Raw genomic sequence first — 21,025 nt, 5'->3', positions numbered from 1 at the left:
GCTAAGCGCCCTTGGCGTTGCGGGCGTTGGGTGACAGCGCGACCAGGTGCGCGGCCGGCTCGGAATAGCCGATGCCGACGATCTTGGTGCCATCGAAGTGGAACGAGGTCAGGCTGCACAGGCCGCACTGACGCTTGCGCGGGTCGTGCCAGAGCCGCTTGCGCTCGACGTAGCGGCGCAGCGTCCAGATCGGGAGCTGGTGCGAGATGCAGACGGCCTCGTGGCCCTCGGCGGCCACCCGCGCGGCGTGCAGGGCGGCGAACATCCGCTCGGCGATCGCCCGGTAGGCCTCACCCCAGGACGGGGTCAGCGGGTCGCGCAGCACCCACCAGTTGCGCGGGTCGCTGAACGAACCGTCGCCGGGCGAGACCCGCTTGCCCTCGAACCAGTTGGCGCTCTCGATCAGGCGCTCGTCGACCGCGACCGGCAGGCCGAACTGGGCCGCGATCGGTTCGGCGGTCTCCTGCGCCCGCTCGAGCGGGCTGGCCACGACGTGCGTGACGTCACGCTCGGCGAGCGACTGCGCGGCGGCCTTGGCCATCTGCCCGCCTAGCTCGCTGAGCTTGAAGCCGGGCAGCCGCCCGTACAGGATCTTGTCTGGGTTGTGCACCTCACCGTGCCGCAGCACGTGCACCACCGTTGTCGTCAACTCGCGCCCCCCGCGTCCGCCGCCGCCCGCGCCGCGCCCGGGAGGGCCGCGGCCAACACTTCGAGGGCCGCGTCGTCGATCGCCGTCGACACGAACCAGGACTCGAACGCACTCGGCGGGAGGTAGACGCCGGCGTCGAGCATCGCGTGGAAGAACGCCTTGAAGGCTTCGACGTTCTGCGCCTTGGCGCCGTCGAAATCGGTCACGTCGGCGTCGGTGAAGAAGATCGAGAACATGTTGCCGGCGTACGAGAGCCGGTGCGGCACACCCGCGGCGGCGAGCGCCTCGGCGGCGAGCTTGCCGACGGTGGCCGCGGTCTCGTCCAGGCGGCGGTAGACGGCATCGTCGGCGAGCCGCAGCGAGGCCAGGCCGGCAGCACAGGCCAGCGGGTTACCGGAGAGCGTGCCGGCTTGGTAGACCGGGCCGGCCGGGGCGAGCCTGGCCATGATGTCGGCGCGACCGCCGAACGCCGCGGCCGGCAGGCCGCCGCCCATCACCTTGCCGTAGGTGAAGAGGTCAGCGCCGGTCTCTTCGATGCCGGCCCAGCCGGACCGCGTCACCCGGAAGCCGGTCATCACCTCGTCGACGATGAACAGCGCGCCATGGGCATGGGCGATCTGGGCGACGCCGGCATTGAAGCCCTCTCGGGGCGCGACCACGCCCATGTTCCCGGGCGCGGCCTCGGTGATCACGGCCGCGATCTCGGCACCGTCGGCGGCGAAGACCGCCTCGACCGCGGCGAGGTCGTTGTAGGGCAACACGATCGTGTCGGCCGCCGACGCGCCGGTGACGCCGGGCGAGTCGGGCAGCGCGAAGGTCGCGACACCGGAGCCGGCCGACGCGAGCAGCGCGTCCACATGCCCGTGGTAGCAGCCGGCGAACTTGACGATCTTCGACCGGCCGGTGAAGCCGCGGGCCAGCCGGATCGCCGACATCGTCGCCTCGGTGCCGGAGTTGACCAGGCGGACCTGGTCGATCGGGGTCCGGGCGATCATCTCGGCGGCAAGCTCGACCTCACCCGGGGTGGGCGTGCCGAAGCTGGTGCCGCGGGCGGCCGCGCTCTGGACCGCGTCGACCACGGCGGGATGCGCGTGGCCGTGGATCAGCGGGCCCCAGGAGCAGACCAGGTCGAGGTAGCGGCGGTCGTCGGCGTCGAACAGCCAGGGGCCTTCGCCGCGGACCATGAAGCGTGGGGTGCCGCCGACCGCACGGAACGCACGCACAGGTGAGTTGACCCCGCCCGGAGTGAGCTCACGGGCGCGGCGGAACAGGGCCTCGGATGCCGGCGCGGTGCCGGCCGAATATGTTTCGGTCACGGTGCTGCCATTCTGACAGCGTGTAGGAGATGGCAGGCAGGCGCCCCTGCCACACCCTCTCGACAGGCCGGGCACGGTAGATCGCGATAGGCTGCTGGCGTGGAACGTCCGGAGTTGTCGATCACCGTGCGGCGCACGCCCGAAGAGGCTGTGCTGAGTCTCGTCGGCGAGATTGACATGCTCACCGGCAACCGTCTGGTCAACGCGATCACCGAAGTGCTGACCGAGCCGACCCCACGGATCACGCTCGATCTCGGCGGCGTCACGTTCTGCGACTCCACGGGCCTCGGCACGCTCGTCGTCCTCAGCCGCAAGGCCCGGGACGCACAGAGCGTGCTCGTGCTGACCAACGTGGGTGACTTCCTCATGCGGGTGCTCGACATCACCGGCCTCCGCTCAGCGCTGATGGTCAAGAACGGCGACCCCGCGGCTTAGCCCCAGCGGGCCTGTTCGAGCATCGCGATCGCGCGGTCGCGCGAGCCTTCCTCGTCGGAGCGCAGCAGGGCGGTGGCCGCGTCGACGGCCTCGGTCAGGCCCTTCCAACGCGCGTCCCGCTCGCGGACGTCCTCACTGTGCGCGGCGAGCTGACGACTCTTGGTCCACAGGTCGACGAAGACCGAGACCTTGGCGCGCAACACCCACGGATCGAACGGCTTCGTCAGGTAGTCGACCGCTCCCGCCGCGTAACCACGCAACGCGAGCTGCGCGTCCCGGTCCGCGGCGGTGAGGAAGATGATCGGGACGTGCCGGGTCCGCTCGCGCCGCTTGATGTGGCTTGCCGTCTCGAAGCCGTCCATATCGGGCATCTGCGCGTCCAGCAGGATGACCGCGAAGTCGTCGACGAGAAGCTGTTTCAGCGCGGCCTCACCGCCTTCGACCGCCACGGACTTGACCGGCAGACCTTGGAGGATCGCCTCCAACGCGAGGAGGTTTTCCTTACGGTCATCGACCAGAAGTGCTTTCGCGGTCCCACTCACCGCCCCACCCTAGCCGTCGAGGGCTCCTCCCTCTTGGGTTAAGCGGTCGGCGGTGCCATGGACCCAGCTCGCCATCAGGTCGATCAGCTCGTCGAGGTCAACCGGCTTCGTGATGTAGTCGCTCGCGCCGGCCGCGATCGCCGACTCCCGGTCACCGGGCATCGCCTTCGCGGTCAGGAAGACCACCGGCAGGCCCGCGTTGTGCTGGTTGCGGCGGATCACCCGAGTCGTCTCGTAGCCGTCCTGGTCCGGCATCATCGCGTCCATCAGCACGATGTCGACCTCCGGGTGCTCGGCCAGGGAGCGCACGCCGTCGCCGCCGTTGTCGGCGTAGAGCACCGACATGCCGTGCAGCTCCAGTGCGCTGGTCAGGGCGAACACGTTGCGGACGTCGTCGTCGATGATCAGCACGGTGGCGCCGTCGAGCGCGCGGCTGGCCGCGCTGGGCTGGCGCACCGGCTCGGTGGTCGGCCGCAGCAGCGGCGGCACCGTGGTGCGCGGTGGAGCTGGTGCGGGCATCGGGGCGACGACCGCGTCCGGAGCCAGCACATCGGGTACGAGCAGCGTGAACGTCGAACCGACCTCGGGCTCGGAGACGACTGTGATCGTGCCGCCGATGAGCCGGGCCAGGTCGCGGCTGATCGAGAGGCCAAGCCCGGTGCCCCCGTACCGCCGGCTGGTCGTGCCGTCGGCCTGCTGGAACGCCTCGAAGATCAGGCTGAGCTTGTCGTCGGGAACCCCGATGCCGGTGTCCGTCACGGAGAACGCGAACACGGTGTGGGCCGCCTGCAACGTCGGCGCGTCGAGGTCCTGGCTCGGCTCGGCGGCCTGGATGCGCAGCGTCACCTCGCCGCTGTCGGTGAACTTGACCGCGTTCGAGAGCAGGTTGCGCAGGATCTGCTGGAGCCGCTGGGCATCGGTGATCAGCATGTCCGGCAACTCCGGCGCCACCATCACCTCGAAGCGCAGCCCCTTGTCCTCCGCCTGCGGCGAGAACGCCTGCTCGACGTACCCCCGGATCTCGTCAAATCTCAGTTCCGTCGGTTCCACGTCCATCCGGCCGACCTCGATCTTCGAGAGGTCGAGGATGTCGTCGATCAGCGAGAGCAGGTCGGACCCGGCACTGTGGATGGTGCGGGCGAACTCGATCTGCTTCGCGGACAGGTTCTCCTCGGTGTTGTCGGCCAAGAGCCGGGCTAGTAGTAGGAGGGAGTTGAGCGGCGTACGCAGCTCGTGGCTCATGTTGGCCAGGAACTCGGTCTTGTACGCGCTCGCGGCGGAAAGCTGCCGCGCCTTCTCCTCCAGGCCGATCCGAGCCAGCTCGATCTCGTGGTTCTTCGTCTCGATGTTGATGTTCTGGTCGGAGAGCTGCTTCGCCTTCTCCTCCAGCTCGTTGTTGGTGCGCTGCAGCTCGGCCGACTGCTCCTGGAGTTCGTGCGCCAGCCGCTGGGACTGGGCCAGCAGTTCCTCCGTGCGCCGGTTGGCCTGGATGGTGTTGAGCGCGATGCCGATCGTGGCGACCAACCGCTCCAGGAACGTGAGGTGCAGGTCGGAGAACGCGTCGATGCAGGCGAACTCGATGACGCCGAGCACCTCGCCCTCGAACAGCACCGGCAGCACGACCAGGTCACGCGGCCGGGCGTCGAGCATCCCTGAGCGCAGGGTCAGCGTGCCGGTGGGCTCGGCGCCGACCCGGATCGGCCGGCGGGACAGGGCCGCCTGGCCGACCAGGCCCTCGCCGGGTCCGAAGATCACGTGGTGGTCGCGCGCGACGTAGCCGTAGGAGGCCGTCAGCCGCAGCCGGACCACACCCTCGTCGGTGTCGGCCAGGAAGAACGCGCCGAGCTGGGCGTCGACCAGCGGGGTCACCTCGGTCATGATCATGCGGCACACCTCGCCGAGGTCCCGCTGGCCCTGCAACAGACCACCGATCCGGGCCACGTTCGAGTCGAGCCAGCCCTGCTCGGCGTTCTTCTTCGTCGTCTCGCGCAGGGTGACGATCATCTGGTTGAGGTTGTCCTTGAGGTCAGCGACCTCGCCCTGGGCCTCGACGGTGATCCGCTGGGTCAGGTCGCCGCGCGTAACACTTGTCGAGACTTCCGCGATCGCGCGGAGCTGGGTGGTAAGCGTCGAGGCGAGTTGGTTGACGTTGTCGGTCAGGTCGCGCCAGGTGCCACTCACGCCCTTCACCTGGGCCTGGCCGCCGAGCTTGCCCTCGATGCCGACCTCCCGGCCGACCCGGGTGACCTCGTCGGCGAAACTCGACAGTTGGTCGACCATGGTGTTGACCGTGTTCTTCAGCTCCAGGATCTCGCCCTGCGCGTCGACCGTGATCTTCTGGCCGAGGTCACCCCGGGCCACCGCGGTCGTGACGCTGGCGATGTTGCGGACCTGGCCGGTCAGGTTGGACGCCATCGAGTTCACGTTGTCGGTCAGGTCGCGCCAGGTGCCGCTGACCCCCTTGACCTGGGCCTGACCGCCGAGCTGACCTTCGATGCCGACCTCGCGGGCCACCCGGGTCACCTCGTCGGCAAAACTCGAGAGCTGGTCCACCATCGTGTTGACCGTGTTCTTCAGCTCCAGGATCTCGCCCTGCGCGTCGACCGTGATCTTCTGGCTCAGGTCGCCCCGGGCCACTGCGGTCGAGACCTGGGCGATGTTGCGGACCTGGCTGGTCAGGTTGGACGCCATGAAGTTGACGTTGTCGGTGAGGTCACGCCACGTACCCGCGACGCCCCGGACCTGGGCCTGACCGCCGAGCTTGCCCTCCGTGCCCACCTCGCGGGCCACCCGGGTCACCTCGTCGGCGAACGAACTGAGCTGGTCCACCATCGTGTTGACGGTCGACTTCAGCTCCAGGATCTCGCCCCGGGCGTCGACCGTGATCTTCTGGCCGAGGTCACCCTTGGCGACGGCGGTGGTGACGGACGCGATGTTACGGACCTGGCTGGTCAGGTTGGACGCCATCGAGTTGACGTTGTCGGTCAGGTCGCGCCAGGTGCCACTCACGCCCTTGACCTGGGCCTGGCCGCCCAGCTTGCCCTCGGTGCCCACCTCGCGGGCCACCCGGGTCACCTCATCGGCGAAGCTGCTGAGCTGGTCGACCATCGTGTTCACGGTGTTCTTCAGCTCGAGGATCTCGCCCCGGGCGTCGACCGTGATCTTCTGGCTCAGGTCGCCCTTCGCGACCGCGGTGCTGACCTGGGAGATGTTGCGGACCTGGCTGGTCAGGTTGCCGGCGAGCTGGTTCACGTTCTCGGTGAGGTCGCGCCAGGTGCCGGAGACCCCGCGCACCTGGGCCTGGCCGCCGAGCTTGCCCTCGGTGCCCACCTCGCGGGCCACCCGGGTCACCTCGTCGGCGAACGAACTGAGCTGGTCCACCATCGTGTTGACGGTGTCCTTGAGCTCGAGGATCTCGCCCTGCGCGGCCACGGTGATCTTCTGGCTGAGGTCGCCGTTCGCGACCGCGGTCGACACCTGGGCGATGTTGCGGACCTGGGCGGTCAGGTTGCTCGCCATCGAGTTCACCGAGTCGGTGAGGTCCTTCCAGGTGCCGGCGACGTTGGGCACCGCCGCCTGGCCGCCGAGCTTGCCTTCGGTGCCCACCTCGCGGGCCACCCGGGTGACCTGCTCGGCGAACAGCCGCAGCGTGTCGGTGAGCGAGTTCATCGTGTCGGCCAGGGCCGCGACCTCGCCTCGCGCGCTCACGGTGATCTTCTGACTCAGGTCGCCCCGAGCCACGGCGGTGGCCACGGCCGAGATCGACCGCACCTGGTGCGTCAGGTTGGACGCCATCGTGTTGACCGAGTCGGTCAGGTCTTTCCAGGTACCGGCGACGCCGCGTACGTCGGCCTGGCCACCGAGCTCACCCTCGGTGCCCACCTCGCGGGCGACGCGGGTCACCTCGTTCGAGAAGCTGCTGAGCTGGTCCACCATCGTGTTGACCGTGCGACCGATGCGCAGGAACTCACCGCGCAGCGGGCGGCCGTCCATCTGGAGGGCCATGTGCTGCGACAGGTCGCCGTCGGCCACCGCCACGATGACCCGGGCGATCTCGGTGGTCGGCCGGCCCAAGTCGTCGATCAACGAGTTGATCGCGCGCTGACTCTCCGCCCACGAGCCGTCATAGCCCTCTTCGTCGAGCCGCTCGGTCAGCCGGCCGTCGCGACCGACGATCCGGGCGATCCGGCGCACGTCGAGGTGCTGCCGCTCCTGGGTGGCGACCACGTCGTTGAACGCGTCGGCCACCTCGCCGGCCAGGCCGGCCCGGCGCGGCAGGCGCACCTTGAGGTCGCCCCGGGCAACTCGCCGCAGGCCCTCGGACAGCTCGTCGAGCTGTCGCCGTGCGTCAGCCAGCTCCTGCCGCTGCTGCCTGGAGTCGGCGTCGTAGGCCTCACGGGCCTCGCGGGCCTCGTGGGCCTCGGCCTGCTGCTTTGGGTCTTCGGCGGCGGACTGGTCCGCGGCGGTGATCGATTTCGCCGTGGTCATGGTTCCTCGCTCGGTCTGCGTGGGGAGGTCGCTCGGTCTGCGTGGGAGATGTCGACGGGGGGATGCCGCCGGCAGCCTTCCCATCATGGCCTTTGCCGCATGCCGGGCGCGAGGCCACGCCTCCGGATTACCGCTGCCAGACCGGGCGGCTTGGAACATTCCGCCGCTTCGGGGCAGGATGCTAAGCGTGTCAGGGGAGGGCGTCGCGGGCCAGGTCGAGCACGTCCGTCATGTACGCCTGCCCGCCGACCGGCGCACGCCGGCTGCCGCGAGGGCCCTGGTGCGTGCCGTTCTGGCCGAAGCCGGGCTCGACGACCTGAGCAACGAGGCGTTGCTGCTGACCACGGAGTTGACGACCAACGGGGTCGTCCACGCGGGGACTGACCTCGATATCGAGGTGTCAGCCGACGGCGTCGGCCTGACGGTGACGGTCACTGACTTCGCGGGCGGGCCGATCGAGACGGTGCTGGCGAGACCCCGAGCCGACGCTTCGGACATTTCCGAAATTTCGGAAAGGGGGCGTGGATTGTTGCTTGTCGACCATTTCGCCTCCCGCTGGGGCACGATCCACGAAGGGGCACGCAAGGGCGTCTGGTTCCGGCTCGACAGATCTGACGGGTCAGTTTCGCCACACGCGGTCGTACCCCGGCAGTTGGCGACCGGCGCGGTGCTCGGCAGCGTGCCCGTCGCGGCCCCGCCCACTCCCGGCCCGACCCCCACGGCGACCGAGATGGCCCAGCTCAGCCAGACCGCCCCGGACCCGTACGCCGATGATCCACTGCCCGACTTCGCCAACGACCTGCTCTCCCGCGTCGCGGAGATGGTCGGCGCGGCCGGCGGCGTGGTCCGCCTCGACCGCGGCGACGGTGCCGGCTCCCGGGTACTCGCGCGCTACGGCCGCCCACCCCGGCCGGACGACGAGCTGCTGCGGACCCCGCTGGCGGTCAACCGGCCGTACAGCGGCGAGCTCGAGCTCGACGCCGCGCCGTCCAGCTACGCCCAGCCGCTCGCCGCGCTGGTGGCCGAACGGCTCTCGCTCTATGTGGAGAACGACCGGCTGCGCCGTGCCGACATGCGGCGCCAGAGCTGGCTCACGTTCCTGGCCGAGGCGAGCGAACTGCTGGCCCAGTCGCTCGACGTACAGCTGACAATGGCCCTGATCCCGCAGCTCGTAGTGCCCCGGCTGGGCCAGTGGTGCGCGGTGCACACCACCGACGAGTGGGGCCGGCTGCACCTCGCCGCGGCGAGCCACGCCGACGAGTCGATGCTCCCCCGCCTGCACGCGGTGCTCGCGGAGTCCGGCCCGGAGTCGATGCTGTCCCGGCTGCGCGAGGCGTCCCGGACCGAGGCGCAGGTGCCGCTCGGTCCGCCCATGGAAGGCTTCGCGGTGCCGCTGGTGGCCCGCGGGCAGCGGCTCGGCACGCTGGCGGTAGGCCGGCACCAACGTCACCGCCACGACCCGGACGAGATCGCGGTGATCGAGGACGTGGCCCGACGGGCCGGCCTGGCGATCGAGAACGCCCGGATCCACGAGGAGCGCCGCAAGGTCGCACACACCCTCCAACAGTCGCTGCTCCCGCCGGTCCTACCGGTGGTCAAGGGCATCGGCTTCGCGGCGGAGTACGTGCCGACAGGCGACGCGGCCGAGGTCGGCGGCGACTTCTACGACGTGGTCCCACTCACCGACGACCGCTGGCTGGTGGTGGTCGGCGACGTCTCCGGCAAGGGCGTGCCGGCAGCGGCGGTCACCGGCCTGGTCCGCGACGTGATCCGCGTGCTGGTCCACGACGGCCGGCCGCTCCCCGAGGCCTTGGCCCGACTCAACGAGACGCTGGTCGAACGCGGCGGCGGGCGCTACTGCACGCTAGCGCTGGCCGCGGTCGGCCCCGCCCCGTCGGGCGAGGGCGACCTCGCGGTCTCACTGCACCTGGCCGGCCACGACCGCCCGGTCGCGGTCCGCGCCGACGGCCGAGCGACGTTCGTGGGTACGGGTGGCACTGCGCTCGGCCTGCTAGACGAAGTAGCGACCCCGGTGGCCGAGCTGACCCTGCGCCCAGGCGACGCCCTGGTCTTCTACACGGACGGAGTCACCGAGCGACGCCGGGGACGCGACCTGTTCGGCCCGGAACGCCTACGCGACGCGGCGGCTCCGTTGGCGGGGTACTCGGCGGACGTAGTCGCGGCACGACTCAAAACCACTGTGCTCGGCTTCTCCGCAGACACCCCCCGAGACGACATCGCGATCCTCGTCCTCCGCAACGACGCCTTGCCCAACTAGCCGCCCCCTCCCGGAGCGGTTGCCTCCGGCCTAGGGCATCTGCCGTATGTCTCATCGATCTCGGCGATTCAGCCCGTTGGCCGCCCCAGCGCCCGGCCGATCCTCGTCAGCCGAGACGTCCCATCCAGGTTGTCGCGACGGCGTGTTGCGTTCCTGCGAGCGTGTCGCGCGGGGACGGGTGATGTTCTCCAACCCCGACGTGTTCTTGCACGTACGTACATGCAAGAACACGTGTGCTCCCAGGCGATGCCACTCGCGGGCGGCCGACACGCCAGCGGGTCGTCGACCATAAGCGCGGCCATGCCTGGCCGCGACGATCGGCGGGGCACAGCCCGAGCCAGCCACCGGCGGCCACCAGCCCAACCAACCACGCACGACCACTCGTCAACGGCCCGCGCCACCCACCCAGCATCACCAGCCCTGGCCACCCACCCAGCGCCAACAGCCCTGGCCACGCACCCACAATCACTCGCCACCTGCCCCGCACCACCACCCGGGCCGCTCGCCCCTGCCCCCGCACCCACCCGACCGCAGCAGCCCAGCCACCCCTGCATGGCCGCCCGCCACCGGCCCACGCCACCCATCCAGCGACAGCAACCTGGGCGACATGCGCTTGATCGCGTCCGCTGGAAAGTGATCAAGGGATCTGGAGCTTCGTTGGCGGCGGTCCGGTTCAGCGAGGGCTGCGATGATCGGTAGGAGACGGACCTGGGAGGTAGCTCGTGGATCGGATCCGGTGGTCGGTCGACCGGGTCGATCCTGGTCCGGCCGAGCGGATCATGGAGATCGGCTGCGGTGGCGGGACGGCGGCCGCGTTGGTCTGTGGACGCCTGCGTAGCGGGTCGATGACAGCGATCGATCGATCGCTTACGGCGGTCAAGAAGACGCTGGCCCGAAACGCCGACTGCGTCGAGGCCGGGCGGCTGGCTGTGGTCCAGGCACCGTTCACTCTCGACGGGGTCGGTGAGCTGGGCCGCTTCGACAAGATCTTCTCGATCAACGTGAATCTGTTCTGGACCACGCCCGCGCGTGAGGAGCTTGCCTTGCTGCGGCGGCTGTTGGTGCCGGGCGGCACGATGTACGCCTGTTGGGGCCGTGGACCCACGCCAGGGCGGTCCGACGAGATCGCGGCGCGGGCGGCGGCGCGTTTCGTGGCTGCCGGGTTCGACACCGCTGTGACCTCGGCCGACGGCTTGCAGTGCGTGGCCGCCACGCCACCGAATACAACCCGCTGAGGGCTATGCCCGTTTAGCGTGTATTGATGACACCCACCGCTGAGCCCGGGTCGAACAAGTACACCGCGCTCGCGGCGATGGTGTTCGCCGTCGCGATGACGTTCATCGACCAGACGATCGTGTCGATCGCCGTGCCCGACATCTCCGGAGAGCTCGGCATCTCGGCGTCCGCGATCCAGTGGGTGATCAACGGTTATCTGCTGTCGTTGTCGGCCTTCTTCGCCTTCGGCGGCCGGCTCGCCGACATCCTCGGCCACCGGCGGATGGTCCTGATCGGCGTGACCATCTTCGCCGTCGCGTCGGCCCTGTGCGGCGCGACCCCGGAGGGCGACGGGGCCGAGGCGTGGTTGATCATCTTCCGGGTCATCCAGGGCTTCGGCGCCGCGCTGCTGTTCCCGGCCGCGCTGGCCATCGTGGTCGCCGCCTTTCCGCTGCGGCAGCGAGGCAGGGCCTTGGCGATCTTCTTCGGCATCAGCGGCGGCCTGACCGCGATCGGGCCGATCCTGGGCGGCTGGCTCACCCAGTACACCTGGCGGGCGATCTTCTGGGTGAACGTACCGGTGGCGATCATCGCGATCGTGCTGACCTGGTACGCCCGGGTGAACCCGGCCCACCGCCGCGAAAAGCTCGACTGGCGCGGCGCGGGGTTGATCGTCGCCGGCATGGCATTGAGCGTGCTCGGCCTCCAGCAGGCGAGCTCGTGGGGCTGGGATAGCTGGCGCACCTGGCTGTGCATCGTCGCCGGCTTCGCGATCCTCGTGATCTTCGTGCTGGTCGAGCTTCGCACCGAGACCCCGCTGATCAAGGTGCGGATCTTCCGGGACCGCGCGTTCACCATCGACAACGCGGTCCTGTTCTTCGGCCTGATGGCCTTCGTGCCGCTGTTCTTCTTCGCCAGCGTCTACTCGCAGATCTCACTGGGCCAGTCCGCCAGCGGCGCCGGGCTCTACCTGCTCATCTTCTTCGGCGGCTTCGTGGTCGCGGCCCAGATCGGCGGCCGCATGCTCGACCAGGGCGGCGCCCGCCGCCCGATGATCGTGGGCTGCGTGCTCGGCACGATCGGTTTCGCGTTCTGGGCCCGCAGCCTGACCACCCTGTCCGAAGGCAGCCAGTGGTACTGGATCATCCTCTCCGGCGCCGGCATCGGCTTCTTCCTGGGTCCGGCCAGCACGGACGCGGTCAACCGCGCGATCAACGCCTCGTACGGTGAGGTCACCGGCATCACCCAGACGCTGCGCAACTACGGGTCGAGCCTGAGCCTGGCCATCCTGGGCACGGTGCTCCTCCAGGTCGGCCGGGACAAGATCACGACGTCGCTGTCCGGCCTGGGCGTACCCAGCGCCGACGCGGCCACCGCCGCCAACTCCCTGATGACTTCGACCGGTGCCAGCAACGCGGCGTCCGCGCTCCCGCCCTCGATCCGGGATGCCGCGTTCGCCGCCATCCAACGCGACTACGCGGAAGCCAGCCGCGTGGTCTTCTACGGCATGGCCGTCGCGCTGTTCGTGGCCCTCTGCTTCGCCCTCTTCCACCCGGGCGGCAAGGTCGAATACGAGGCCACCGAGCCGGTCGAGACCCCGACCCGCGCCGCGCGCCGCGACGACGACAACGCCGGCGGACCCCTCGATCCCCCGGTCGCCCCCGCCTGACCCGCCCACCCAATCGGCCCCGGCAGGCAACTGCCACAAGACCCGACCGCCCAGGGTGTTCGCCGCGCGCGAACGATCACGGCCTGTGCCGCCTGCCCGGTATACGGTCGGCGGAGGGCTCGACGCAGCCGCGCGGCGATTCGACACCCAGTCGACCGCCCGGTCCGTCTCAGCTACCCGCGGCGACGACCGTCGACATCGGAGCACCCGGTGACTCGGTCGCGCCCACGACGGAAGGGACTGACGATGCCCCTCGACGAGCACCCACGCCGGTGGAACCTGCCGCCCGGGACACCGCAGTGGTCCGAGCAGCAACCGGCCGACAGCGCGCCGCCGTTGGCGCCGTGGCTCGAGGAGAAGCTCTTCGACCGGCGCATCGTCCTGCTCCAGGGCATCGTGACCGGCGCGGCCGCCACCCGGACCGCCGCGACGCTGCTCACCCTCGACGCGCAGGGCCAGGACCCGGTCGAGCTGCACCTGCGCAGCCCCGACGGCGACCTGGACGCGGTCTTCGCCGTCATCGACGCCGTCGACGTGATGCACGCGCCCGTGCACGCCCTCGCCTCCGCCGAGATCGGCGGCGCGGCAGTCGGCCTGTACGCGATCGCATCGCACCGGCGGGCCTTCCCGCACACCCGGTTCCGCCTCCGGGAGCCACGGGCCGCGGGCGTTTCCGGCACCGCAGAGGACGTCGCCCACGCCGCGGGCCATCACCTGCGTGTCCTGGACGACCTGATCGTGCGGATCGCCCAAGCCACCGGCCAGCCCCGCAGCCGCATCGAGGACGACCTGTCGCGCGGCCGCCAGCTCACCGCCGAGGAAGCCCGCGAGTATGGCCTGGTGCACGAGATCGTCGCGCCCGGCAAGAAGGCCTCATAGGCCACCGATGTAGCGGCCCGGCGCCATGCGCCGCTGCGGGTCGAAGCGTTCTTTCACCTCCCGCAGCGTCGGCAGGGCGGCCACCGGGCCCCACATGTCGATCGCCTGGCGGATCGCCGGCGGCGCCGAGGTCACCACGCAGGTGCCGCCGCGGAACAGCAGCACGCCACGGACGGCGGTGAGGATCGCGGACACCCGCTCGCCGCCCAGGCTCGCCGGTAGCGCCGCGTGGACGACGCCGATGCCCGCCGCGCCGCGCACCGGCACCGGGCCGCCCACCGCGTCGCGCAACGCGTAGATGGCCGCGTGCAGGTCGCTGATCGGAACCGACAGGCGCAGCGCGACCTCACCCGGCTCGAACGGATAGCGATGCCACCAGCGCGGCGGCGTCTCCACCGCCCGGGCATCGCCGCCGAGCACCCCGACCACCTGCTCGGCCCGCTCGATGACGTCGGCACGCGAGCCCTCCAACAGGAGGGCCACGGTGCCCGGACCCTGGCGGCTGCGCTGGCGCGGGATCAGGATCGCCCGGTGTGCCGGCAGGTCGACCTCGATCGCCGACGGGGCCACCGACGCGGCCAGCGCCTGGCGGACCAGGTCGTGCACTTCGAGCGGGGTCCACACCGAGCGGGTCACCCAGACCCGGGCGGCCGGCGCCGCCTGGGTGCGCAGGGTCGCCGAGACCAGCAGGGCCAGCGCGCCCTGCGAGCCGCACAGCACCTGGTTGAGCCCGGGGCCGTCGGCACCGCGCATCGACCAGCCCGCGGAGTGATGCAGCCGGCCCTCGGCGTCGACATAGCTCACGCCGACCACCTGCTCGCACGGCGTGCCGTAGCGGTGCCGCAGTGGGCCACTCTCGTCGGCCGCCAGGATGCCGCCGAGTGTCGCGCCGATCGAGCGGGGGTCGCAGGCCAACCGGTGGCCACGCTGGCCCAGCGCGGCCTGCACGGCACGCACGGGTGTGCCGGCGCCGACCTCGACGCTGAGCTCGCCGGCGTCGCGGTGCCAGATGCCGGCCAGCCGACCGGTGTCGACCAGCAAGTCGAGCCGGGCGGGCGGTGCCCCCCAGTCGAGCTTGGTCGCCGCACCGCGCGGGACGACCGCGAGATCGTTGGCGGCGGCCAGTGCCAGGACCGCCGAGGCCGCCTCCACCGTGCCGGGTGCGGCCACCCACCGTGCGGGGACGCCGACCACGTCATCGGCGGGGCCGGCCTCGCGCGCGAACCCCTCACCACAGATCGAAGCCAGCCGCCTCCCCACGTCGGAGCCCCCCGGCAAAGTCATGGCGCAATCGTACACATGTTCGAACGACCCGCAACGCCATCGAACGCCGGGCCGGGTAGCGTGACTGCGTGACCGACGAGCCGAAAGCCCCTGTCGCCAAGCGGGTCCAGCAGGAACGCACTCACCACGGCGACACGATCATCGACGACTACGCGTGGCTCGCGGAAAAGGACGATCCCGACACGCTCACGCACCTCCAGGCGGAGAACGCGTACACCGAAGCGGTGACCGCGCATCTGGCCCCGCTGCGGGAGAAGCTGTTCGGCGAGATCCGGATGCGCACGCAGGAGACCGACCTCTCGGTGCCGACCCGGATGGGCGACTTCTGGTACTACACCCGCACGGTCGAGGGGCAGCAGTACCCGATCCACGCTCGCGTGCCGGCGGGCGACCCCGCGCAGACCACACCGCCGACCACCGGCGACGGCGCACCGCTGCCGGGCGAGGAGATCCTGCTCGACGGCAACGCCCTCGCCGACGGGCACGAGTTCTTCTCGCTGGGCGCGTTCGACGTCAGCCCCGACGGCAACCAGCTCGCCTACTCGACCGACTTCATCGGCGACGAGCGCTTCACGCTGAAGATCAAGGACCTGCGCACCGGCGAGGTACTGCCCGACGAGGTGCCCGACACCTTCTACGGCACCGCCTGGTCGTACGACGGTGGCACGCTCTTCTATCTGACCGTCGACGACGCGTGGCGCCCCTACCGCGTCTGGCGGCACTCGGTCGGGACGCCGACCAGCGACGACGTGATCGTGTACGAGGAGCCCGACGAACGTTTCTGGGTCGGAGTCGACCTGACCCGTTCGCAGCGCTACATCCTGATCGAGGCCGGCAGCAAGATCACCAGCGAGGTGCGGGTGATCTCCTCCGCCGACCCGGCCTCCGAGCCCGCGCTGATCGCCCCCCGCCGGCAGGGCATCGAATACTCGGTCGAGCACCACGGACACCGGTTCCTGATCCTGCACAACGACGGCGCCGAGGACTTCGAGCTCGCGTACACGTCGATCGACGACCCGTCCAGTTGGGTGACGATGGTTCCCCACCAGCCCGGCACGCGGCTGGAGTCGGTCGACGCGTTCGCCGAGCACCTGGTCGTCTCGCTGCGCCGCGACGGCCTCAGTGGCCTGCGCATCCTGCCGCTCGGCGAGACCGAGGGCTACGACATGCGGTTCCCTGAGCCGATCTACAGCGTCAACCTCGACGCCAACCCGGAATACCAGACCGGCAGCGTACGGCTGCGCTACACGTCACTGACCACGCCGGAGTCGGTGTACGACTACGAACTGGCCACCGGCGAGCTGGTGCTGCGCAAGCGCAAGCCGGTCCAGCCAGGCCCGGACGGGCGCGAGTTCGACCCGGAAGACTACGAGCAGCACCGCGAGTGGGCGCTGGCCGACGACGGCACGCGCGTGCCGATCTCGTTGATCCGCCGCAAGGGCACGCCGCGCGACGGCTCGGCGCCGTGCGTGCTCTACGGCTACGGCTCGTACGAGGCCTCGATGGACCCGTGGTTCTCCGTGCCGCGGCTGTCCCTGCTCGACCGGGGCATGGTCTTCGCGGTCGCACACGTGCGCGGCGGCGGCGAGATGGGGCGTCACTGGTACGAGAACGGCAAGCTGCTGGCCAAGAAGAACACGTTCAGCGATTTCGTCGCTTGCGCCCAGCACCTCACGAAGGCCGGCTGGACCTCGGCGGACCGACTGGTCGCCCGTGGCGGCTCGGCCGGCGGCCTGCTGATGGGTGCGATCGCCAACCTCGCACCGCAGGCGTTCACCGCGATCGTCGCCGAGGTGCCCTTTGTGGACCCGTTGACGTCCATCCTGGACCCGTCGCTGCCGCTGACCGTGATGGAGTGGGAAGAGTGGGGCAACCCGCTCGCCGACCCCGAGGTCTACTCGTACATGAAGTCGTACTCGCCCTACGAGAACGTGTCTGATGTGGACTATCCCGCGATCCTGGCGGCCAGCAGCCTGAACGACACCCGCGTGCTCTACCACGAGCCGACGAAGTGGGTGGCCAGGCTGCGGGCCACCGCACCGCGCGGGCACTATCTGCTCAAGACCGAGATGGGCGCGGGCCATGGCGGGCCGAGCGGCCGCTACGACGCTTGGAAGGACGAGGCGTTCATCGCGGCATGGGTCCTCGACCGTGTCGGCCTGGCCGACTGACTTCGCGGGGCGTTAATAAGGGTCCCTTGTTATGCGGAAAGCGATAACAAGGGACCCTTCCTTCGTCAGTTCATCAGCGCGGAGCTGATGATGATGCCGAGCACCGCGCCGGCGACGCTGGCCCCGGCCGCGTACCAGCCGAGCGGCTTGTCGCCGAGCACCGCACCGACGACGCCCAGGATCAGGCCGAGCAGGCCGAAGATCAGCGGCGAGATGAGCACCGCGAGCACGGCGAAGACGAACGCGATGATGGTGCAGATGCGGGCGGCCGAGCTACGCGGCCGCGCGGGACTGGTCGGGTAGGACATGCCGGCACTCCTCCAGGTTTGTGGATGGAGCGTCAGTACCCAACCGGGCCCGAAGATATTCAGGCGGCCGCCGCTGCGGCGAGAACCGCGGGGTCCACATTGCCGCCAGAGATGACCGCGACCGTCTTGCCCGGCGGCAACTGGTCGCGCCGGAACAGGAACGCCGCCGTCGACACGGCCCCACTCGGCTCGACCACCAGGCGCGACCGCCGCACCAACAGACTCGTGGCCGCCGTGATCTGCGCTTCGGTGACGGTGACGATGCCGTCCAGCCGGGCGTGCAGATGCTCGAAGGTGAGCTCGCTCAGCGGCACCCGTAGGCCGTCGGCGCTGGTCCTGATCAGGTCCGCGACGTCCCAGGTGACCATGGTGCCGCGAAGCAATGACTCGTGCGCGTCACCGGCCAGGTCCGGCTCGACGCCGAACACCTTCGCCGAGGGCCGGCGGGCCTTGATCGCCGTCGCCACACCGGATGCGAGCCCGCCGCCACCGACGGGAACGAGCACCACGTCGACGTCCGGGCAGTCCTCGAGAATCTCCAGGCCGACGGTGCCCTGACCGGCGATGATGTCGCGATGGTCGTACGGCGGGATCAGCGTGAGGCCGCGCTCGTCGGCCAACTTCTGCGCCACCACCACCCGCTGACTCGGCGGGACCATGACGACTTCCGCGCCGATGTCGCGTACCGCCGCAATCTTGATGTCCGGTGCCGTCTCAGGAATGACGACGACACAAGGGGCGGCGAAGACCCGGGCGGCGTACGCCAATGCCTGGCCGTGATTGCCCGACGAGTGCGTGACGACGCCGCGGGCGCGCTGCTCGGGTGTCAGCCGCGAGATCGCGTTGGTGGCGCCGCGGAGCTTGAACGAACCGACAGGCTGGAGGCTTTCGGGCTTGAGGTGCAGGCCGGGGGCCCAGGCCGCCGGCAACACGGTGGTGCGCACCACCGAGCCGGCGATCGCCCGGGCCGCCGCTTCGACGTCGTCGACCGAGATGAGGTCGACGGTCACCCTTCGCTCTCCGGACGGGCGACGTAGACGCCCTTGCCCTGGCGGCCGTCGAGCAGGCCCTCGGTCTTGAGGACCAGCATGGCGGACTCGATGGTCTGGCTGCTCACCCCGTATTGCGCGCACATCTCGCGCTTGGTCGGCAGCTTGGCACCTGGCGCCAGCCGACCGTCCTTGATCTGCTCGCGGAGGTCGTCAGCGACGCGTCGGTAGTCCGGCTTGTAAGGGGACATCGGCTCACTTCCGAGTTGGCCTGTCCAGTAGATCACCCCTGTTGCAATCTTGCAACCACAAGACGACTAACCAAAGTTGCGAGGCAAGGTAGACGTGCCAGAGTTGCCCTGGCAGCATGTATCACTGAAGGTGTTCGCTTCCGAGTTGGCCCTTGCGAACGGGCTCCTTCACCCCCGGTTCGGGCACCCGCCCGTTCCGAGCCGGGGCGGGTTCGGAGCCCCGTCACCGACCCGCCCCGGCGCTCCCAGATGGCCATGCCCATTTCCCGGGTACGCCCCAGCGTCGTCGCGGGCCCGCCTCGCCCGCACCGGGATCCGGGCACCGGCCTGCGGCGGCAGCGGTCCGTGACGAGAGCTCCGGGCCGCTGTCTGCCGCGGCACCCGCAGGAGGTGTTGGCGATGTTCTACGGCAAGCCACCCGACCCAGCCCGGGTCGAAGCATGGAACCGCAGCTATCTGGAACACGGCCGCAACCCGAACGACCCCACCCGGTGCGCTATCGCTGGGTGTCTCGGCCGATTTCCGTGCGCCTTCCGGGTGGAGGCAGCGGAACTCCTGATCGTGGCCGGCATCGACCTCCCCGATCCACGACACGGCGGCCGTCTGGCGATGCCGGCACCGCAAACAGGACCGCACCTAGAGGCTCACAACCATCCACAGTGGTCGGCCGGCCGAAGACCGCTGAGGGCGGGGATCCTCAGGCAGACCGCCAAAGGCATCTCAAACAGCCGTCACGTCGCACCTTCGGCCAGGGCCTAGGTGACTTCGATGAGTTCGCGAGCTCGACAAGGGCGGCGTCGCGGATATCGACGGCCGCTCGGCGTCCACGGCAGTTGGGTTCCCGACGCGCGACGGTGAGCCGGTCCGCGTTGACCGTGCGGGGGCTGGCGGCTGGTCAGCGTGGCATGGATCAGGGATAAAGGCCGGTCTGATCATCAGTAACGTCACTCGCGAACGGATCACGAACGAAAGGCAACATCGTGCGATTGCCCAGGGCGAGGACCGCGGTCACGTTGGCATTGGCCGCAACGCTGCTGACCAGCGGCTGCATGCCCGGCTCGAAGTCGGGCCGGGAGCAGACCGCCGGCATCCCGGCGGGCCAGCAGGCTCCCGCCGGCGGCCAGGCGCAGGGCGGGCCGCAGCAGCGGGGGGCGATTGTGGCGACAGTGGAGGCGCAAGTCAGCTACGCGGGCGAGGCTGTGCCGATCAAGATTGACCTGTACGGGCCGCGTCGGGATCAAGGGTTCGTGACCATCAACGTCCAGGTGACGAACCTGACGCCGGACGGGCAGGGTTCCTCGTTGGGTTGGCAGATCAATGACACCTTCGCCGGTGCGACCAGAAGCGTCGACAACAAGCAAAGCTTCTCCGGCGTCTACCTGCTCGATCGCAAGAACCACAAGCAGTATCTGGTGGCGCGTAACGCCAACGAGGAGTTTCTCGCCTCGACCAACCTCAACGCGGTGTTCGTGAAGCCGCAGCAGACGGCCGAGCTCTTCGCCACCTTCGGGGCTCCGCCCGCCGACGTCACGGCCATCGACCTGATCATCCCGCAGATCCCGGTGTTCGAGAATGTTCCGCTCGGCTAGCGGCCCGCTGGGGCGACTCGCGGCCACGATCGCGGGCACCATGGCGATGCTCTTTCCCACTGCGGCGTGGGCGATACCCGCCGCCACGCCGGACCTCGAGACGATCGCGGTTGGTGGGCCACGCCTGGACGCCAACGACGAGGGGGTTACCGCCCCGGTAATCGACGTGGTGACCGCCGCGGTGGATGTTTTCGTCGTCACCGGGAGCATCGAAGGTGACAGCACCGAGGCCGAGAGCACCGATCGGGTCGAACTCACCCTCGGCGCCGACGTGTTGTTCAAGTTCGGGAAGGCGAATCTGACGGCGGCCGCGCATCAGAAGCTGGCGCGGATTGCCGATCGGATCCGGGGCCAGGCCAAGGGTGTGATCCTGATCGATGGTCACACGGACGCGATCGGCAACCCGACCGACAACCTGGAGCTGTCACGCCGGCGCGCCGAGACCGTCCGGATCGCGCTCAAGGCGCTGTTGGCCGGCACCTCGGTGACCTTCAAGGCCACCGGACACGGCGAGAGCGAACCGATCGCGGTGGAAACCACCGCGAATGGCAAGGACAACCCCGCCGGCCGGGCGAAGAACCGCCGAGTCGAGATCCGCTTCGACAAATAGCGGTCTACACGCGGACCGGCCTTCGCGGCCCACCTTGGAGCCGCTGCCAGGTAGGGGCGATTGCGTTCCGCGATTTGTCGGCGTTCTTCTGACCAGTGATCGGCCGCAGCGCAAGGCGACCTGGAACGGCTCAACGAGGTGGTCCAATCGGAACGCCGCCGGCTCGCGGCGCGAAGCTGACGTCTCGATAGGCGGGAAGCCGCCGGTGGTGCTGCCGGTCGTATGCCGGTTATGACGCGTCAGCGCTGGTCAGCGCGACGCCACACCCCCTGGTATCGATCAAGCGATGATGGCGTCGCGCCACCGTACGGTGCTGCACCGGGACCACTACCATGGGCGATCCATTCAGGTC

Annotated in this window: 17 protein-coding genes; 8 read left to right on the top strand and 9 right to left on the bottom strand. The window is 69.8% G+C overall.

Annotated elements, in window-relative coordinates; genetic code table 11:
* Position 1 precedes the first annotated feature (1 nt).
* Positions 2 to 649 (bottom strand): histidine phosphatase family protein, encoded by a 648-nt coding sequence (locus BLV39_RS03010; protein WP_090786825.1) that lies wholly within the window; start codon positions 647 to 649, stop codon positions 2 to 4.
* On the bottom strand, positions 646 to 1,965 hold the full coding sequence (gene hemL / locus BLV39_RS03005) for a glutamate-1-semialdehyde 2,1-aminomutase (RefSeq protein WP_090786822.1): 1,320 nt from the start codon (positions 1,963 to 1,965) through the stop codon (positions 646 to 648). The genes BLV39_RS03010 and hemL overlap by 4 nt, the downstream gene beginning before the upstream one ends.
* A gap of 99 nt (positions 1,966 to 2,064) precedes the next feature.
* On the opposite strand from hemL, the gene BLV39_RS03000 reads away from it, so the two are divergent.
* Entirely contained in the window at positions 2,065 to 2,400 is a 336-nt protein-coding gene (locus BLV39_RS03000) for an STAS domain-containing protein (protein WP_090786819.1), read from the top strand.
* Here BLV39_RS03000 and BLV39_RS02995 read toward each other — a convergent pair.
* Complete coding sequence (locus BLV39_RS02995) at positions 2,397 to 2,942, bottom strand: response regulator (protein WP_090786816.1); 546 nt, start codon at positions 2,940 to 2,942, stop codon at positions 2,397 to 2,399. The two genes, BLV39_RS03000 and BLV39_RS02995, sit on opposite strands and share 4 nt — an antisense overlap.
* A gap of 9 nt (positions 2,943 to 2,951) precedes the next feature.
* Entirely contained in the window at positions 2,952 to 7,430 is a 4,479-nt protein-coding gene (locus BLV39_RS02990; RefSeq protein WP_090786813.1) for a HAMP domain-containing protein, read from the bottom strand.
* Positions 7,431 to 7,608: 178 nt separating this feature from the next.
* Between BLV39_RS02990 and BLV39_RS02985 the strand changes: the two genes are divergently transcribed.
* The 4 genes from BLV39_RS02985 (at position 7,609) to BLV39_RS02970 (ending at position 13,471) form a co-directional block, all read left to right on the top strand.
* On the top strand, positions 7,609 to 9,708 hold the full coding sequence (locus BLV39_RS02985) for a SpoIIE family protein phosphatase (RefSeq protein WP_090786808.1): 2,100 nt from the start codon (positions 7,609 to 7,611) through the stop codon (positions 9,706 to 9,708).
* A 722-nt stretch (positions 9,709 to 10,430) separates the two neighbouring features.
* Positions 10,431 to 10,943, top strand: coding sequence for an SAM-dependent methyltransferase (locus tag BLV39_RS02980; protein WP_090786805.1), 513 nt, complete (start codon positions 10,431 to 10,433; stop codon positions 10,941 to 10,943).
* Between the two features lie 26 nt (positions 10,944 to 10,969).
* Positions 10,970 to 12,592 carry an MFS transporter gene (locus tag BLV39_RS02975; protein WP_204082780.1) on the top strand — a complete coding sequence of 541 codons (1,623 nt, stop codon included), beginning with the start codon at positions 10,970 to 10,972 and terminating at the stop codon, positions 12,590 to 12,592.
* Positions 12,593 to 12,838: 246 nt separating this feature from the next.
* Positions 12,839 to 13,471, top strand: a complete 633-nt coding sequence (locus BLV39_RS02970) for an ATP-dependent Clp protease proteolytic subunit (protein WP_090786803.1) — start codon at positions 12,839 to 12,841, stop codon at positions 13,469 to 13,471.
* Here BLV39_RS02970 and BLV39_RS02965 read toward each other — a convergent pair.
* Positions 13,466 to 14,755, bottom strand: a complete 1,290-nt coding sequence (locus tag BLV39_RS02965; protein WP_090786800.1) for an FAD-binding oxidoreductase — start codon at positions 14,753 to 14,755, stop codon at positions 13,466 to 13,468. The genes BLV39_RS02970 and BLV39_RS02965 overlap by 6 nt on opposite strands.
* A 68-nt stretch (positions 14,756 to 14,823) precedes the next feature.
* Between BLV39_RS02965 and BLV39_RS02960 the strand changes: the two genes are divergently transcribed.
* Positions 14,824 to 16,926, top strand: coding sequence for a S9 family peptidase (locus BLV39_RS02960; protein WP_090786797.1), 2,103 nt, complete (start codon positions 14,824 to 14,826; stop codon positions 16,924 to 16,926).
* Positions 16,927 to 16,991: 65 nt separating this feature from the next.
* Here the strand turns inward: BLV39_RS02960 and BLV39_RS02955 are convergent, their stop codons facing one another.
* From BLV39_RS02955 to BLV39_RS42795, 4 genes are all read right to left on the bottom strand, one after another.
* Entirely contained in the window at positions 16,992 to 17,234 is a 243-nt protein-coding gene (locus BLV39_RS02955) for a hypothetical protein (RefSeq protein ID WP_090786794.1), read from the bottom strand.
* A gap of 59 nt (positions 17,235 to 17,293) precedes the next feature.
* Positions 17,294 to 18,244 (bottom strand): threonine ammonia-lyase, encoded by a 951-nt coding sequence (locus BLV39_RS02950; RefSeq protein ID WP_239083683.1) that lies wholly within the window; start codon positions 18,242 to 18,244, stop codon positions 17,294 to 17,296.
* A complete protein-coding gene (locus tag BLV39_RS02945) occupies positions 18,241 to 18,474 on the bottom strand; it encodes a winged helix-turn-helix domain-containing protein (RefSeq protein ID WP_089252336.1) in 234 nt (77 codons plus the stop codon). The genes BLV39_RS02950 and BLV39_RS02945 overlap by 4 nt, the downstream gene beginning before the upstream one ends.
* 910 nt (positions 18,475 to 19,384) lie before the next feature.
* On the bottom strand, positions 19,385 to 19,525 hold the full coding sequence (locus BLV39_RS42795; RefSeq protein ID WP_176984746.1) for a hypothetical protein: 141 nt from the start codon (positions 19,523 to 19,525) through the stop codon (positions 19,385 to 19,387).
* Here BLV39_RS42795 and BLV39_RS02940 point away from each other — a divergent pair.
* Complete coding sequence (locus BLV39_RS02940; protein ID WP_143049625.1) at positions 19,524 to 20,063, top strand: hypothetical protein; 540 nt, start codon at positions 19,524 to 19,526, stop codon at positions 20,061 to 20,063. The genes BLV39_RS42795 and BLV39_RS02940 overlap by 2 nt on opposite strands.
* A gap of 40 nt (positions 20,064 to 20,103) precedes the next feature.
* Positions 20,104 to 20,673 (top strand): OmpA family protein, encoded by a 570-nt coding sequence (locus BLV39_RS02935; protein WP_176984745.1) that lies wholly within the window; start codon positions 20,104 to 20,106, stop codon positions 20,671 to 20,673.
* Positions 20,674 to 21,025: the final 352 nt, after the last annotated feature.

It is taken from the genome of Asanoa ishikariensis (assembly GCF_900107455.1).
GTDB classification, from domain to species: domain Bacteria; phylum Actinomycetota; class Actinomycetes; order Mycobacteriales; family Micromonosporaceae; genus Asanoa; species Asanoa ishikariensis.
The sequence above is the reverse complement of the archived record's forward strand: the minus strand, read 5'-3'. Positions and strand labels throughout refer to the sequence as shown.

Excerpts from the sequence above, each read along its gene's own strand:
- BLV39_RS42795 (WP_176984746.1), bottom strand. The coding sequence starts at position 19,525 with ATGCAGCCGCTGGTCAGCAGCGTTGCGGCCAATGCCAACGTGACCGCG.
- BLV39_RS02935 (WP_176984745.1), top strand. The coding sequence starts at position 20,104 with ATGGCGATGCTCTTTCCCACTGCGGCGTGGGCGATACCCGCCGCCACG.
- BLV39_RS02975 (WP_204082780.1), top strand. The coding sequence starts at position 10,970 with ATGACACCCACCGCTGAGCCCGGGTCGAACAAGTACACCGCGCTCGCG.
- BLV39_RS02940 (WP_143049625.1), top strand. The coding sequence starts at position 19,524 with ATGCCCGGCTCGAAGTCGGGCCGGGAGCAGACCGCCGGCATCCCGGCG.
- BLV39_RS02965 (WP_090786800.1), bottom strand. The coding sequence starts at position 14,755 with ATGACTTTGCCGGGGGGCTCCGACGTGGGGAGGCGGCTGGCTTCGATC.
- BLV39_RS02945 (WP_089252336.1), bottom strand. The coding sequence starts at position 18,474 with ATGTCCCCTTACAAGCCGGACTACCGACGCGTCGCTGACGACCTCCGC.
- BLV39_RS02990 (WP_090786813.1), bottom strand. The coding sequence starts at position 7,430 with ATGACCACGGCGAAATCGATCACCGCCGCGGACCAGTCCGCCGCCGAA.
- BLV39_RS02955 (WP_090786794.1), bottom strand. The coding sequence starts at position 17,234 with ATGTCCTACCCGACCAGTCCCGCGCGGCCGCGTAGCTCGGCCGCCCGC.
- BLV39_RS02970 (WP_090786803.1), top strand. The coding sequence starts at position 12,839 with ATGCCCCTCGACGAGCACCCACGCCGGTGGAACCTGCCGCCCGGGACA.
- BLV39_RS02985 (WP_090786808.1), top strand. The coding sequence starts at position 7,609 with ATGCTAAGCGTGTCAGGGGAGGGCGTCGCGGGCCAGGTCGAGCACGTC.